Raw genomic sequence first — 13,252 nt, 5'->3', positions numbered from 1 at the left:
CGACAGACTGAAACGGAAACTCACCGCCCTGCATATAGGGCGGTGAGTTTGCTTCCGTTGACGAACGGCTGGCGCGGAGAGCTGCGAGTTGCGTTGAAGCGCTGGTCGGTACTTTAATGAGCGTTTCGTTCTCGCCACAATCCTGTAACTTGAGCCGTGACTGCATTGAGACTATATTGCAGTCAATGAAATCAAGATGGAGTGTCTGACTGTGGCTGTTTTGACAATCCGAAATGTGCCTGAAGAAGTGCACAGAGCCTTGCGTGTTCGGGCGGCGGTTCACGGCCGCAGCACAGAGGCGGAAGTCCGAGATATCTTGGAACTAGCTGTAAAACCGGAAGAACGTGTCCGGATGGGAGACGCCTTGGCTGAACTCGGCGCGCGGGTTGGTCTGACCAACGAGGATTTTGAAGTGTTCGACCAGGTGCGGGACAAGGTGCCGGCGAAGCCAATGAGGTTTGGATGATCATCCTGGACACGAATGTTGTCTCGGAAGCGATGAAGCCGGCGCCGGATCTGGCAGTGCGCACTTGGTTGAATGACCAAGTCGCCGAGACTCTTTATCTGTCCAGTGTGACGTTGGCGGAGCTGCTGTTTGGCATCGCCGCGCTGCCGGAGGGGCGTCGTAAGAAAGCGCTCGCCGAAACACTTGATGGCCTGCTCGAATTGTTCGGTGATCGCGTATTGCCGTTCGACGCTGCGTGCGCGCGGCATTATGCGGATCTCGCAGCAAGGGCGCGAGCGGCGGGGAAGGGCCTCCCGACGCCTGATGGGTACATCGCCGCTATCGCAGCCTCCAAGGGTTTTGCAATCGCAACACGCGATACAAGCCCCTTTGAGGCGGCAGGTGTCCCTGTCGTCAATCCTTGGGACCGCCTCTAAACTTGGCATTCGCCAAACAGCGAGGCTGACTTAGACGTTATTGTCGGGGTCGTCCTGCGCGGGCCGTGCAACGCTGCTGCGCCCGCCGGCGTCGCCCTAGGCGCCGAAAATGCCGGGTAGGTCGGGTTTGACGACCATCAGGGCTATGACCAGGGCGAAAAGTAGGATCGATGCCAGGCGGCCGCGCAGGGCGCGCTTGTTCCCAAGAAGCGCCCGGATTTCTATTTTGTCGATCGCGCCTTGAAGGGCTGGTTGCACCTGTGCCTCCCATGGCCGTACGAACCTGCTTTCGACAACCATCAACGTGGCGATCAGGGTGAATGACACCAGTAGCCAGGGTGTCGATAGCGGCCACCCGCCCAAGACGATGAGCCCAATGCCTCCGGCAATCCCTATGCCCGTGAGCAGGCCCGCAATTCTGTTTGCGGTCAGGGCCAACTTTGCGGCCCCGATTTGCCCTCGCGAGGCAGTAATGAAAAGCAGCTCCCGTGCTGCAAGCAGCAGAAATGCCGTGCCCATGGCCGCGGCATGAATCATCACGACGTGTGCGTACATCTTCCTGTTACCTTGGTCTGGGGCTTCGAGAAGCGGTTGCTTGACCGCTCGTGTGGCATTCGATGTCGAAACGAGGCTGGTTGTCGGAACGGCCGCGTGCAGACAAATTGTGAGCGATTGCTCGCAAAAATCTACTCGCGTTCGGGACGCTGTCTCGGCGCGCGCTACGCCTCCAAATTTCCCCGGCAATTCACGCAGTTGGCCGCAGGCGTTCACGGAGCGGCGTCACGTTACCAAGACCCTGCTCGCATCTTAGATGTCTGGACCCGGAGGACGTTACTTCAGGTAGCGTGTGATCAGCGTCGTCACTTCGTTGATGAAGGCGTCGACGTTCCCATCGTTTAGCTTCTCTGGACTGTCGACGACCGCGCCGTGCGTCAGCGCTTCCGTGCAACTGACGCAGATGTAAGCGGCCAGGTCCAGGTCCACCGGCCGCAGTTCTGCCTTGTGCAATTCGAGATACGCCCTGATCAGCTCGTAGAACTCTCTGCCAAAGCCGTCGATCGTGCCAATCCGTCCCGCACGTGGCGTTTCCTCAATTAGCACCCGATGGAGGTCCGGGTCCACACGATGCGCATCGATCATCGCCTTGACCAGTTCGCGCACTGCATTGTCGAGCGGTAGCGTCGCCACCTTTGCGAGGGTACCCCGCAAGACATCGACCATCTCGCCCTTATGCCGTTCGATGACGGCAACGACGAGCGCTTCCTTGCTCGGAAAATATTGATAGAGGGAGCCGATGCTGACGCCGGCCTCCTCGGCAATGCGATTTGTGTTTGCGCGTTCAAATCCTTCCTTGATCAGGACACGCGCCGTCGCTTCCACCAGCGCCTCGATCATCGCTCGCGAGCGTTGCTGCGAAGCGGCCTTTCGGGGCGTCAGGAGAACTTTCTTATCCATTCGGCTTTGATCCGGTCGCGGCGGCTCACCTTCAGTTGGCGATCGATAGCGTCTGACGCGGCGTTTCCATTGGCGAGAAGCCGAAGCGCTTTTTGTAGCAGGTGGCAAAATACTGGCTCGATGAGAAGCCGCAATCAAAGGCGATATTGGTGACCGAATGGGCGCCGCTCTCGAGAAGCTGCCGTGCGGCGTTGAGCCGGAGCGTCTGGAGGTAGCGAACCGGCGTCATGTTGGTCAGCACCTGGCAATGCTGCGAAAATTGCGTGCGGGAAAGATTGCACTCCGCCGCCATGTTCTCGAGCGTCCACTCCTCGTCGAGCGCGTGACGCAGCCGTTTCAGAAAGATCTCGACCGTGCGTTTCGAGCTTGCGAGAGCAAGATCCAGAACCGGTGCCTGGCTTTCCAGCATCTGGCGGAATTGCAGCAGCATCATCGAAATTAAAAGGCGCAGATGCGCTTCGCCACCGTCGATATCGCCGCCTGCCACCACCTCGTGGATATCGAGGAAGGTGCGGGCGACCTCGCGCGAGGCGTTGTAGGAAATCTGTTCGTTCTTCGACAGAAGTTCGCTCAGGCGCTTTCGGTCGCGTTCGGGCCAGCCGATCCAGTCGGGCCACAGCCAGGTTTCGTGCGGGCGGCGCACGCCCATATCCATGAGCACCCAGATGATATGGCTGGCGCCGACATTGGGATCGCCGAGCGCGTGCAACTGCCAGGGTCGTACGACGAACATCTGGCCTTCCTTGATCGTCGTCCTGCGGCCATCCATTGTGATCGTCAATGATCCGCGCGCCAGATAGGCGATCTTGACCCCCTCGTTGCAATGTTCGCGCAGGCCCCAATCCTGCGGGGTGGTCGCATCCCAACCGCCGACGGAGCAGACCTGCGGCAGCGCCGCGCCGAGATCGATGCCGGGATAGCCGCGCCGCGTCCAGGCGTTGAGCGACACCTGGCCCGCAAGCGAGGCCTTCATCAGGTCCTGGCAATTGCCGGCATAGAGCAGGGCGCCCGGTTCGCGGAAGACCGCGGGCCGATTGATCGCCCGTTCGTTGCTGCTCCTCGTCATGCTGCTCCCCCGCAGATGTATAAAATTTACCAGTCGTCTATTTCGAACGCCGGCAGCGATTTATTGCGCAATGCTTGGGCATCATCAAGCGACATTTTGGAGGCGCTGGTGATTTGCCGTTGAAACTCAATGGCATGGAGGGGGATTGGGAGGATTTTGCCGGTGCGGATAGGCTTCCACACGGATGCGTTCAACGCGGCCTACTGGTCGTTTGAAAAATGCTTGCAATGGGCAAGCGACAACGATTTGCACTTCATCGAATGCGGTCTGATCGACGGCGTGAGCTGGATCCACGGACTGGGTTATCAACCGCATGTCGCGCTCTACGAGGATCCCGTCCTCTTGCGTCGCAAGATGGATTGCTACGGCGTGCGCTTTTCGCAGGTCGATGCGGCCTATCCGCTGTCTGGCGAGGACGGGCCGCTTAGAGGTGTACCCTATGTGCTGAAGTCGATTGCCTGGGCAGCGCAGGCCGGTAGCCCCTGTGTCGACACGACAGACGGGCTCCACATGCCGCCCGGACTGACCGAAGAACAATCGATGGCGCTGATGAAGCGCAGCTACGAAAAGATCGTCGAAGTCGCCGAGGCGCACGAGATCGTCGTCAACATCGAGCCCCATGGTCATTTCACGACGCGTCCGGAATTCATGGAGCGCATGCTCGCCTTCGCAGACAGCAAGTGGCTGCGCATGAACATGGACACCGGCAACACGTTCATCGCCGGGCAGGAACCGCCGCAGTTTCTGTCGCGGTTCATCGACAGGGTGTCTCATGTCCATCTGAAGGACGTGTCGCCGTCGCTGGCAGCGGCCGCCCGCGGCGGACAAACCGGGATCGCGGTCAGCCATTGCGCGCTCGGCGATGGCGTCAATGCCGAGAACATCAAGGCTTGCCTCGCCACGCTTCGCGACCATGGCTACGACGGTGTGCTCAGCCTCGAATGCGAAGGCGCCGGTGGCCCGATGAACGAAACGTCACTGGCCTGGATCCGCGCGACCTGTCGCGATCTCGGCATCTCTTTGAATTGAGTGCCCCATGAAGCTTGGTATCAATCTCCTTTGCCTGACCGATTTCGTCGAGGAGAGGCATCTCGACAACATCGGCCGGTTGCGCGATCTCGGTTATGACGGCGTCGAAGTGCCGGTTCTATCGGGCGAGGTAAGCCATTACGAACGCCTGGGCCGCGAACTGGACGGGCTCGGCCTTGGCCGGTCCACCACATCGATCGTCCCGACGCCTGAGGCAAACCCCGTCAGTTGCGATGCCGACGTGCGGGCGCGCGGGCGCGCCCATCTCGACTGGGCGCTTGACTGCGCCATCGCCCTTGGCGCCGAAAGCATGGGTGGGCCGTTTCATGCGCCGATCGGCTTCTTCACGGGCCGGGGCGCCAGCGAAGACGAGCTGAAACACGGGGCCGACGCGCATCATGCACTCGCGGAGCGGGCGGCGGCCAACGGCATGCATTTGAGCCTCGAGCCGCTCAATCGTTTCGAGACCTATTATCTCAACACGATGGAGCAGGCGCGTGCCTATGTGGATCGCGTGGCCCATCCTGCCTTCAAGATCATGTACGACACCTTCCATGCCAATGTGGAGGAGCGTCGGCCGGAGGCGGCGATCCGGCTGATCGGCCAGGATATCGGTGTCTTCCATGTCTCCGAGAACGATCGCGGCATACCGGGGCGCGGGCATATCGACTTTGCGGCGATGTTCACGGTGTTGAAGGAGATCGGCTATGACGGTTGGCTGACGCTTGAGGCATTCGGCGCCGGGCTTCCGGCGATTGCGACGGCGACCCGCGTCTGGCGGCCGCTGTTTCCCGACTTCGATACGCTCTTTTCCGAGAGCGCGACATTCATCCGCAAGACATGGGCTGCAGCATGAACACGCAACATCCCGCCATCGAAATGCGCGGTATCACCAAGAGTTTCCCCGGCGTCAAGGCCTTGAAAAGCGTCAGCTTCTCCGCCCATTGCGGCGAGGTTCATGCGCTGGCTGGCGAGAACGGTGCCGGCAAGTCGACGCTGATGAAAATCCTTTCCGGCGTCTATCGGCCGGACGCAGGCGCGGTTGTCGTGAACGGCGAGGAACGGCATTTCACGCATCCGCTGGCGGCGATCCGGGCGGGCATTGCTGTCATTTATCAAGAATTCTCCCTGCTGCCCGAGCGAACCGTCGCACAGAACATCTTCCTTGGCCGCGAGCCGACGCGTCGCGGTCTGATCGACCACAGGGCGATGAACGACGAAGCGCGGCGCGTGCTTGCGCTGTTCGGCTCGGCACACCGGATCGAGCCGAGCACTGTGGTCGCCGACCTCGACGTCGCCAGCCAGCAACTGGTCGAGATCGCCAAGGCGGTGTCGCTCGAGGCACGGGTGATCGTGATGGACGAGCCGACGGCAGCGCTGAACGAGGCCGAATGCGAGGTGCTCTTCGGTCTCGTCGACACCCTGAAGAAGAGCGGTGTGGCCATCGTCTACATCACCCACCGCATGCCTGAAATCACGCGGTTGGCCAATCGTGTGACCGTTCTCAAGGATGGCGAGGTGGCGGTTCGCTTCGACCATGTGCCCGAGCCGGAGGCGATCGTGCGCGCCATGGTCGGCCGTGACCTTGGCGATTTCTATGCGGAGCCGGCTGCACCGCAGGAGATCGGCGACGTCGCGCTCTCAGTCCGTAATGCCGGAAACGGCCGGCTGAAAAACGTGTCCTTCGAGCTGCGCGCCGGCGAGATCGTCGGCTTTTCTGGCTTGCAAGGGGCAGGGCGCGTTGCGCTCGCGCAGGCGATATTCGGCCTTTCTCCCTTCACCGAGGGCGAGATCACCCTTGCTGGTAAGCCGGCGCGGTTTGTCAGTCCGCGCGAGGCGATCCGCGCCGGGGTCGGGCTGCTACCGGGCGATCGCAAGGCCGAAGCGCTGGTGTTGATGCAATCGGTCGTCGATAACGGCATGCTGACGTCCCGCGCGCTGTCCTCCCTTTCCGGCAATGCCAATGCGACGTCATTCGCCTCGACGGAAGCAATGGAAAAGCTGCTGCGTGAACTCGACGTGCGTGCCGGCAGCTTTGCCCAGGACATCAAGGCACTGTCGGGGGGCAACCAGCAGAAAGCCATTGTCGCGCGCTGGCTGGCGCTGGCGCCTCGGCTGTTGATCTTCATCGAGCCGACACGCGGGATCGACGTCAACGCCAAGGCCGGGATCTACCACTTGATGCGGGATCTCGCGCGCAAGGGCACGGCCATCATGATGGTCTCGTCCGATCTTCCGGAGGTTCTCGGCGTATCCGACCGCGTCCTTGTGATGCGGAATGGCGAACTCGTCGCGGCGTTTTCGCGCGGGGTCAGTGAGGCCGACGTGATGTTGGCGGCAACCGGCGAGGAGGCGGTGGCAGCATGAACAAGGCAAGTCTCATCCGGCGTCCGGCCTGGCGCATGGAACACTACGCGCCGGCGCTGCTGCTCGGGCTGGCCGTCCTCATCTATGTCGCGATTGCGCTCAGCCTCGGCCTGACACGCTTCCTGACGCCGGAGGCGACCGTCTCCATCCTCAATCGGTCCATCGCGCTTGGCATCACCGCCGTCGGGCAGACCTTCACCATCCTCGTCGGCTCGATCGACCTGTCGGTGGCCCATCTCATCTCGGCCTCGGCCGTGGTGTCCTCCGCGATCATGAACGGCGATCCGGCGATGATGGTGCCGGCGGTTGTTGCGGTGCTCGTCATGGGGGCGGTGGTCGGCACGCTGAACGGGCTCCTGATCACCCGCCTCGACGTCAACCCGCTGATCGCGACGCTCGGCATGGCACTGATCATTCAGGGCTGTCTTGCCTCCTTTCATGGCCGGTTCGGCGGTTCGGTGCCGGATGCGTTCCAGTATTTTGCCTATGGCGAGGTGCTCGGGCTACCGGTCAGCCTGATCGTCTTGGCGCTGCTCGTCCTCGGCGCATGGATCGTGCTGCGCTTCACGCGCTTCGGATCCAACATCTATTCGGTTGGCGGCAACCGCGACACGGCGCGTGCGGCTGGCATCAATACGACGCGGGTCGTCATGGCGAGCCATATCATCTGCAGCCTTTGCGCAGCGCTCGCCGGCCTCTACCTGGCCAGCCGCCTGAAATCCGGCTCGCCCTGGATCGGCACGGAAGGCGCCTACGATCTGGAATCGATCGCGGTCGTCGTCATCGGCGGGACGATCCTTGCCGGCGGCAAAGGCGGGATCTGGGGCACGGTCGCCGGCGTGATCATCTTCTCGCTGATCGATTCCATCTTCAATCTCGCTGGCATCGACGCCTTCGCCAAGCAGGTGATGCGCGGCATCATCATCGTCGCCGCCGTCGCCTTCTACGCAGTCCGTTCAAAGAGGATAGTGGCATGATCCAGGAAACCGTCGGCTCCGCAAAGACGCGCCGCGTGGCAAGCGCTGGGCGACTGCCCAAGATCAATCCCGTCTTCTTCGTGCTGGCAGCCCTTCTCGTTGCCATCACGTTTTCGAACCCGAACTTCATCGAGCCCACCGGCTACATGAATTTCCTGAAGCGTGCCGCTCCTCTCGCCATCCTCGCGGCCGGCCAGATCTACGTCATCGTGTCGGGCGGCTTTGACTTATCCGCAGGCTCGCTCATCACGCTGACGGTGGTCGGCTCGTCGATGCTGCTCGACAACAGTGCCGATGCGACCTGGTGGGTGATTGCGGTCATGTATGCGGTAGGGCTTGCCGTCGGCGTGGTGAATGGCCTGGTCGTTTCCTACCTCCGGGTGCCGTCATTGATCGCCACGCTCGGCATGATGATCACGCTCAATGGTGCTGCCTTCATGTGGTCGAGCGGTTCGCCGCGCGGCTATCTGCCGGAGACGTTCCGCTTCTTCGGGCGCGCCAGCCTTCAGGGCATTCCGCTGATCCAGTTCCTGCCGGTGGCATTGCTGGTGCTTATGGTTGTCGGCTTCGTCCTGTTCTGGCTGATGCATCGCACCAATCTCGGGCGCATGTTGCACGCGCTCGGCGACAATCCGCGGGCGGCGCAGATGTCGGGTGTGCCGATCGTGAGGGTGCGCGTCATCGCTTTTGTCGCCTCGTCGCTGAGCGCGGTGACGGCGGGCATCCTGCTCGGTGGATTTGCAGGCGTATCGACTGATGTCGGTGTCGGCTACGAGCTGCAGGCGATCACCGCCTGCGTCATCGGCGGCGCGCAGCTTCTCGGCGGTCGCGGCTCCGTTTCGGCCTCGATTGCAGGCGCGCTGACGCTGACCGCCATCTTCACGCTGCTCAATTTCATCGGACTGCCGAAGCCGACGCGCGATGTCGTCCAGGGCCTGATCCTGATCGCCGCAGTCGTGCTTGCCACCTACCGGCGCAACCGCGCCGGCGGGACCTGATTTCGCCGGCCTCAAGCCGTCGGGAGGAACTGAAAAATCATGATCAATGGGAGTGAGACATGAAAAGATTGCTGACCGCCGCCCTTTCGGCGGCACTCGTCGCCGGCACGGCGCATAGCCAACAGCTGAACTTCGACGATACAGCCGAGTTCGACAGACAGCGGACGCTGCTGACGGCCAAGGCCAATGGTCCGGAAGGAGAGCCGTGGCAACAGTACTACGGCGACCAGATGGCCGACACCGCAAAATACAAGAAGCCAGGTCTCTACACGATCTGCTTCTCGAACGCCGGCGTGAACAATGCCTGGCGGGTAACCGGCTGGACGAACATGCAGGCCGAAGTGAAGCTCCATCCGGAGATCAAGGAGCTTATTCACGTCGATGCCGAAGGGTCCGACGACAAGCAGATCGCCGACATCGACGACCTCATCAATGGCGGCAAGTGCTCGGCCCTGATCGTCTCGCCGAATACGACGGCAGCCCTGACGCCGGCGGTCGAGAAAGCCTGTGCCAAGTTGCCGGTGATCGTCTTTGACCGCGGCGTCAACACCAAGTGCCCGGTCACCTTCATCCACCCGGTCGGCGGTTACGGCTTCGGTATCCAGGCAGGCGAGTTCGTGGCGGCCACGGCACCGGCGGGGGCCGACGTCCTGATGCTGCGGATCGTGCCGGGTGTCGATGTGCTCGAGACCCGCGCGTCCGCGGCCAAGCGCATTTTCAAGGAGACCGGCCTGAACGTCATCGGCGAGGAATTCACCGAGGGCGACAATGCCAAGACCAAGTCGATCGTCGAAGACTACCTGCAACGGGGCAAGATCGATGCGATCTGGATGGATGCGGGTGCGACCGCGGTTGCAGCCCTCGAAGCCTTCGAGGATGCCGGCCTGCCGCCTCCGATCATTACCGGCGAGGACCAGCAGGACTTCCTGGTCAAGTGGAAGTCGGAAGGCTTCAAGGCGATTGCCCCGACCTATCCGACCTACCAATGGCGCACGCCAATCATCGCGGCAGTGAAGGTGCTGCAGGGAGAGGCCGTGCCCGGCCCGGAATGGGTCATGCCGCAGCCGGCGATCACGGCAGAGACGCTTGACCAGTATGTCGACGCCAAGATGCCGCCGCTGCATCACGCCATGTGCGGCTGCGAGAAGCTGCCAGACTATCCCGCCGCCTGGGGTGGAAAGTAAGCTTGGAGACCGAGCCGCTTGCGGCTCGGTCTTAACTCCTCAGCTGAGTAGCCCGGCTTTCTCATCGTTTTGGGCGGCCTTCGGCTGACGACCGAAACGTCCAATCGCTACGGCCGTGACAACAGCATCGAAATGCCCTGTCCGACGCCGATGCACATGGTAGCAATCGCACGCTTCGAACCCTGCGCCTCAAGCTCCAAGGCCGCGGTGAGGGCCAGACGCGTGCCGGACATGCCGAGCGGATGGCCGAGCGCGATGGCGCCGCCGTTCGGATTGACGTGGGGCGCATCGTCGGCCAGCCCAAGCTGCCGCATGCAGGCGAGCGCCTGTGCGGCAAAGGCTTCGTTCAACTCGACGATATCGATGTCGCCGATGCCGAGACCAAGGCGCTCCAGCAGCCTCCGCGTGGAAAAGACCGGACCGATGCCCATGATGCGCGGCGCGACACCGGCCGTTGCCATCCCGTCGACGCGGGCCAACGGCTGAAGTCCGTAACGCTCGACTGCGCCGGCCGAGGCGAGAATGAGCGCGGCAGCACCGTCATTGACGCCGGAAGCATTGCCGGCTGTCACCGTGCCATTGGCGCGGAAGGGTGTCTGCAGGCTGCCGAGCTTTTCGATCGTCGTCTCGCGGGGATGCTCGTCGTGTTCGACCCATGTCGTCTCGCCCTTGGGTCCTTTGATCGCATAGGGGGCTATTTCGCGGGCGAAGCGCCCACTCTTTTGCGCAGCTGCCGCGCGCGCCTGGCTGCGCAGCGCAAAGACGTCCTGGTCTTCGCGCGAAATGGAAAACTCGGCGGCGACGTTTTCGGCGGTCTCCGGCATCGAGTCGATGCCGTATTGGTGTTTCATGACCGGGTTGACGAAGCGCCAGCCGATCGTTGTGTCGTGGATCTCGGTGCTGCGCTGGAACGGGCCTTCCGCCTTCGGCATGACGAAGGGTGCGCGCGACATGCTTTCGACGCCACCGGCGACCATGATCTCGGCTTCGCCCAGCCGGATCGCCCGGGCGGCGTAGCCGACAGCGTCCAGACCGGAACCACAGAGCCGGTTGATCGTCGTTCCCGCAACCGTCTGCGGTAGACCGGCGAGCAAGGCGGCCATGCGGGCAACGTTACGATTGTCCTCGCCCGCCTGGTTGGCACAGCCAAGTACGACTTCGTCGATCGCTTCGGCCGGAACGGACGAAACGCGCGCCAACGCCTCGCGGATAACATGCGCTGCCAGATCGTCCGGGCGGGCGCTCGACAGCGCACCGCCGTAGCGGCCGATCGGCGTGCGGACGCCGCCGATGATATAGGCTTCAGCCATGAGATTTATCCTTTGTTTTGCCCGGCGGCGAACATCGGCCCACCCTTGTGCGCGGGAAATCCGTAGCCGTTGATCATCACCAGATCGATGTCGCCGGGACGCGCCGCGATGCCTTCGGCGAGCAGCGCGTTACCTTCGTCGTGCATGGCGTCCAGAAGCCGGCTCATGATCTCGTCGGAATTAAAGGCGCGCGGCGTGATGCCCTTGGCTGCCCGCGCCGCCTCGATCACCGCCGTGACATCAGGATCGACGGTGCGCTTACCATCGGGATAGGCATACCAGCCGCGGCCACTCTTGCGGCCGAGACGGCCGGCCTCGCAGAGCCTGTCGGCGATTTCGACATAGCGTGCAGCAGGATCGCGGGCCGCGGCCTGTCGCTTGCGCCGTGCCCAGGCGATCTCGAGCCCGGCCATATCGTTGACGGCGAAGATGCCCATCGGAAAACCATAGGCCTCGAGCGCGGCGTCGATCTCGTGCGGGAGTGCTCCATCCTCGAGCATGAACTCCGCTTCGCGGCGATAGGCCGAGAAGATGCGGTTGCCGATGAAGCCTTCGGTGACGCCGGTGACGACCGGCAGCTTGCCGAGGCGTTTGACGAAGGCAAGTGCCGTCGCCAGCACGTCCGGCGCCGTCTCGGCACAATTGACGACTTCGACGAGCCGCATCACGTTGGCGGGCGAAAAGAAATGCAGGCCCACGACGCGCGAGGGATCGCCGGTAGCCGCCGCGATCGCATCGGGATCGAGATAACTGGTGTTGGTCGCGAGAATGGCGCCGGGGGCGACAATGCCGTCGAGCTTCTGAAACAGCTCCGTCTTGACCGTGAGGTCGTCGAACACCGCTTCGATGACGAGGTCAGCCTTCGCCAGCTCCGCAGCGTCAGCCGGCGTCTGAAGCCGCGCCAGGCATTCGTCGCGCCCATTAGCGGTCAACCGTCCGGCCCGCACGGCCTTCTCCAGCGTCTCGGTGATGCGCGCCCGTCCGCCGGCGGCGGCTTCTTCCGTCTGCTCCAAGGCGACCACGCGGTAGCCGGAGGTCAAGGCGGAGACGGCGATGCCGGACCCCATCAACCCGGTGCCGACCACGCCGACGGTGACGACCGGCCGAAGCGAAACTTTATCGAGCCCCTCGACCTTGCCGGCGGCGCGCTCGGCAAAGAACACATGCCTGAGGGCTGCTGACTCGGTGGAATCGCGAAGCCTCAAGAAGGTCGCGCGTTCCTCAGCCAGTCCCTGTTTGAGGTCGAATTCTCCGGCTGCCTTGACGAGGCGGGTTGCCTCGGCGGGGGCAGCCTGGCCGCGGGCCTTCGCAAGAACCCTCGCTTCCGCCGCGCCGATGGCTTCGCCGTCCGCAGGCAGAACCGCGATCATGCCGGTCCGACGGAGCGGCTTGCCAGCATGCACTTGAACGAAAGCCAGCGCGGCGGTGACGGGATCGGCGGCAAGGCCGTCGGCAAGCCCAAGCGTCACAGCTTCGGCGCCCTTGACGACACGCCCGGTTCCGATGAGTTCGATCGCCGCGACCATGCCGATCAGGCGCGGCAGACGTTGCGTCCCGCCGGCACCCGGGACAAGGCCGAGTTTTACCTCCGGCAGGCCGAACGACGCCTTTTCGCCGGCGATGCGGCCGTGGCAGGCAAGCGCCATCTCGCAGCCACCGCCAAGGGCGGCGCCGTTGATGGCGGCGATGACAGGTTTGTCGAAGGTCTCGATGCGCTCCATCACCTCAGGCAGCACCGGTTCGATCGGCGGCTTGCCGAACTCCCTGATATCCGCGCCGCCGATGAAGGTGTTGCCGGCGCCGGTGATGACGAGACCCGCAATCGCCGGCTGTTCGGCAACATGATCGAGCGCCGCCGTCAGGCCGGACCGCACATGCGCGGAGAGCGCATTGACGGGCGGGTTGTCGATCGTAGCGACGAGAACATCGCCTTCGAGACGGGCGGAAACGCTTTCGGAAAATCGGATCTCGGTCATCGCGGCCA

General features: G+C 62.9%; 13 protein-coding genes. 8 read left to right on the top strand and 5 right to left on the bottom strand.

What is annotated here, in order from left to right:
* The first annotated feature begins 211 nt into the window (after positions 1-211).
* Together OKW20_RS20510 and OKW20_RS20505 are read left to right on the top strand one after the other, a co-directional pair.
* Positions 212-466: a FitA-like ribbon-helix-helix domain-containing protein gene (locus OKW20_RS20510; RefSeq protein ID WP_429174760.1), complete on the top strand. Its 255-nt coding sequence runs from the start codon at positions 212-214 to the stop codon at positions 464-466.
* Positions 463-882 (top strand): type II toxin-antitoxin system VapC family toxin, encoded by a 420-nt coding sequence (locus tag OKW20_RS20505; RefSeq protein WP_429174758.1) that lies wholly within the window; start codon positions 463-465, stop codon positions 880-882. The genes OKW20_RS20510 and OKW20_RS20505 overlap by 4 nt, the downstream gene beginning before the upstream one ends.
* A 96-nt stretch (positions 883-978) precedes the next feature.
* On the opposite strand, the gene OKW20_RS20500 is transcribed toward OKW20_RS20505, so the two are convergent.
* From OKW20_RS20500 to OKW20_RS20490, 3 genes are all read right to left on the bottom strand, one after another.
* A complete protein-coding gene (locus OKW20_RS20500; RefSeq protein ID WP_429174756.1) occupies positions 979-1,437 on the bottom strand; it encodes a hypothetical protein in 459 nt (152 codons plus the stop codon).
* A gap of 276 nt (positions 1,438-1,713) precedes the next feature.
* Positions 1,714-2,277, bottom strand: a complete 564-nt coding sequence (locus OKW20_RS20495) for a TetR/AcrR family transcriptional regulator (RefSeq protein ID WP_429174754.1) — start codon at positions 2,275-2,277, stop codon at positions 1,714-1,716.
* A gap of 91 nt (positions 2,278-2,368) precedes the next feature.
* Positions 2,369-3,403, bottom strand: a complete 1,035-nt coding sequence (locus OKW20_RS20490; protein ID WP_429174752.1) for a helix-turn-helix domain-containing protein — start codon at positions 3,401-3,403, stop codon at positions 2,369-2,371.
* Between the two features lie 162 nt (positions 3,404-3,565).
* Here OKW20_RS20490 and OKW20_RS20485 point away from each other — a divergent pair, with 162 nt between their 5' ends.
* From OKW20_RS20485 to OKW20_RS20460, 6 genes are read left to right on the top strand one after another with little or no spacing between them, the layout of a single operon-like run.
* The gene (locus OKW20_RS20485; RefSeq protein WP_429174750.1) at positions 3,566-4,432 is read left to right on the top strand and encodes a sugar phosphate isomerase/epimerase family protein; all 867 of its coding nucleotides are present in this window, start codon (positions 3,566-3,568) and stop codon (positions 4,430-4,432) included.
* A 7-nt stretch (positions 4,433-4,439) separates the two neighbouring features.
* A complete protein-coding gene (locus OKW20_RS20480; RefSeq protein ID WP_429174748.1) occupies positions 4,440-5,288 on the top strand; it encodes a sugar phosphate isomerase/epimerase family protein in 849 nt (282 codons plus the stop codon).
* Positions 5,285-6,799 (top strand): sugar ABC transporter ATP-binding protein, encoded by a 1,515-nt coding sequence (locus OKW20_RS20475; RefSeq protein ID WP_429174746.1) that lies wholly within the window; start codon positions 5,285-5,287, stop codon positions 6,797-6,799. Before OKW20_RS20480 ends, OKW20_RS20475 begins: the two co-directional genes overlap by 4 nt.
* The gene (locus OKW20_RS20470) at positions 6,796-7,776 is read left to right on the top strand and encodes an ABC transporter permease (RefSeq protein ID WP_205239992.1); all 981 of its coding nucleotides are present in this window, start codon (positions 6,796-6,798) and stop codon (positions 7,774-7,776) included. The genes OKW20_RS20475 and OKW20_RS20470 overlap by 4 nt, the downstream gene beginning before the upstream one ends.
* Positions 7,773-8,774 (top strand): ABC transporter permease, encoded by a 1,002-nt coding sequence (locus tag OKW20_RS20465; protein ID WP_429174745.1) that lies wholly within the window; start codon positions 7,773-7,775, stop codon positions 8,772-8,774. Before OKW20_RS20470 ends, OKW20_RS20465 begins: the two co-directional genes overlap by 4 nt.
* A 59-nt stretch (positions 8,775-8,833) precedes the next feature.
* Positions 8,834-9,958 (top strand): substrate-binding domain-containing protein, encoded by a 1,125-nt coding sequence (locus OKW20_RS20460; protein WP_429174744.1) that lies wholly within the window; start codon positions 8,834-8,836, stop codon positions 9,956-9,958.
* A 107-nt stretch (positions 9,959-10,065) separates the two neighbouring features.
* Here OKW20_RS20460 and pcaF read toward each other — a convergent pair whose 3' ends face one another.
* Both pcaF and OKW20_RS20450 read right to left on the bottom strand, forming a co-directional pair.
* The gene (gene pcaF / locus OKW20_RS20455; RefSeq protein WP_429174742.1) at positions 10,066-11,268 is read right to left on the bottom strand and encodes a 3-oxoadipyl-CoA thiolase; all 1,203 of its coding nucleotides are present in this window, start codon (positions 11,266-11,268) and stop codon (positions 10,066-10,068) included.
* Positions 11,269-11,273: 5 nt separating this feature from the next.
* Positions 11,274-13,244, bottom strand: a complete 1,971-nt coding sequence (locus OKW20_RS20450) for a 3-hydroxyacyl-CoA dehydrogenase NAD-binding domain-containing protein (protein WP_429174741.1) — start codon at positions 13,242-13,244, stop codon at positions 11,274-11,276.
* Positions 13,245-13,252 lie beyond the last annotated feature (8 nt).

Origin of the sequence: Ensifer sp. LBL, from assembly GCF_050435225.1 — a bacterium.
In the GTDB taxonomy this organism is placed as follows: domain Bacteria; phylum Pseudomonadota; class Alphaproteobacteria; order Rhizobiales; family Rhizobiaceae; genus Ensifer.
The sequence above is the reverse complement of the archived record's forward strand: the minus strand, read 5'-3'. Positions and strand labels throughout refer to the sequence as shown.

What these genes read in the sequence shown, in the direction of transcription:
- OKW20_RS20505 (WP_429174758.1), top strand. Translation starts at nt 463, where the DNA reads ATGATCATCCTGGACACGAATGTTGTCTCGGAAGCGATGAAGCCGGCG.
- OKW20_RS20500 (WP_429174756.1), bottom strand. Translation starts at nt 1,437, where the DNA reads ATGTACGCACACGTCGTGATGATTCATGCCGCGGCCATGGGCACGGCA.
- OKW20_RS20495 (WP_429174754.1), bottom strand. Translation starts at nt 2,277, where the DNA reads ATGATCGAGGCGCTGGTGGAAGCGACGGCGCGTGTCCTGATCAAGGAA.
- OKW20_RS20490 (WP_429174752.1), bottom strand. Translation starts at nt 3,403, where the DNA reads ATGACGAGGAGCAGCAACGAACGGGCGATCAATCGGCCCGCGGTCTTC.
- OKW20_RS20480 (WP_429174748.1), top strand. Translation starts at nt 4,440, where the DNA reads ATGAAGCTTGGTATCAATCTCCTTTGCCTGACCGATTTCGTCGAGGAG.
- OKW20_RS20475 (WP_429174746.1), top strand. Translation starts at nt 5,285, where the DNA reads ATGAACACGCAACATCCCGCCATCGAAATGCGCGGTATCACCAAGAGT.
- OKW20_RS20470 (WP_205239992.1), top strand. Translation starts at nt 6,796, where the DNA reads ATGAACAAGGCAAGTCTCATCCGGCGTCCGGCCTGGCGCATGGAACAC.
- OKW20_RS20465 (WP_429174745.1), top strand. Translation starts at nt 7,773, where the DNA reads ATGATCCAGGAAACCGTCGGCTCCGCAAAGACGCGCCGCGTGGCAAGC.
- OKW20_RS20460 (WP_429174744.1), top strand. Translation starts at nt 8,834, where the DNA reads ATGAAAAGATTGCTGACCGCCGCCCTTTCGGCGGCACTCGTCGCCGGC.
- pcaF (WP_429174742.1), bottom strand. Translation starts at nt 11,268, where the DNA reads ATGGCTGAAGCCTATATCATCGGCGGCGTCCGCACGCCGATCGGCCGC.
- OKW20_RS20450 (WP_429174741.1), bottom strand. Translation starts at nt 13,244, where the DNA reads ATGACCGAGATCCGATTTTCCGAAAGCGTTTCCGCCCGTCTCGAAGGC.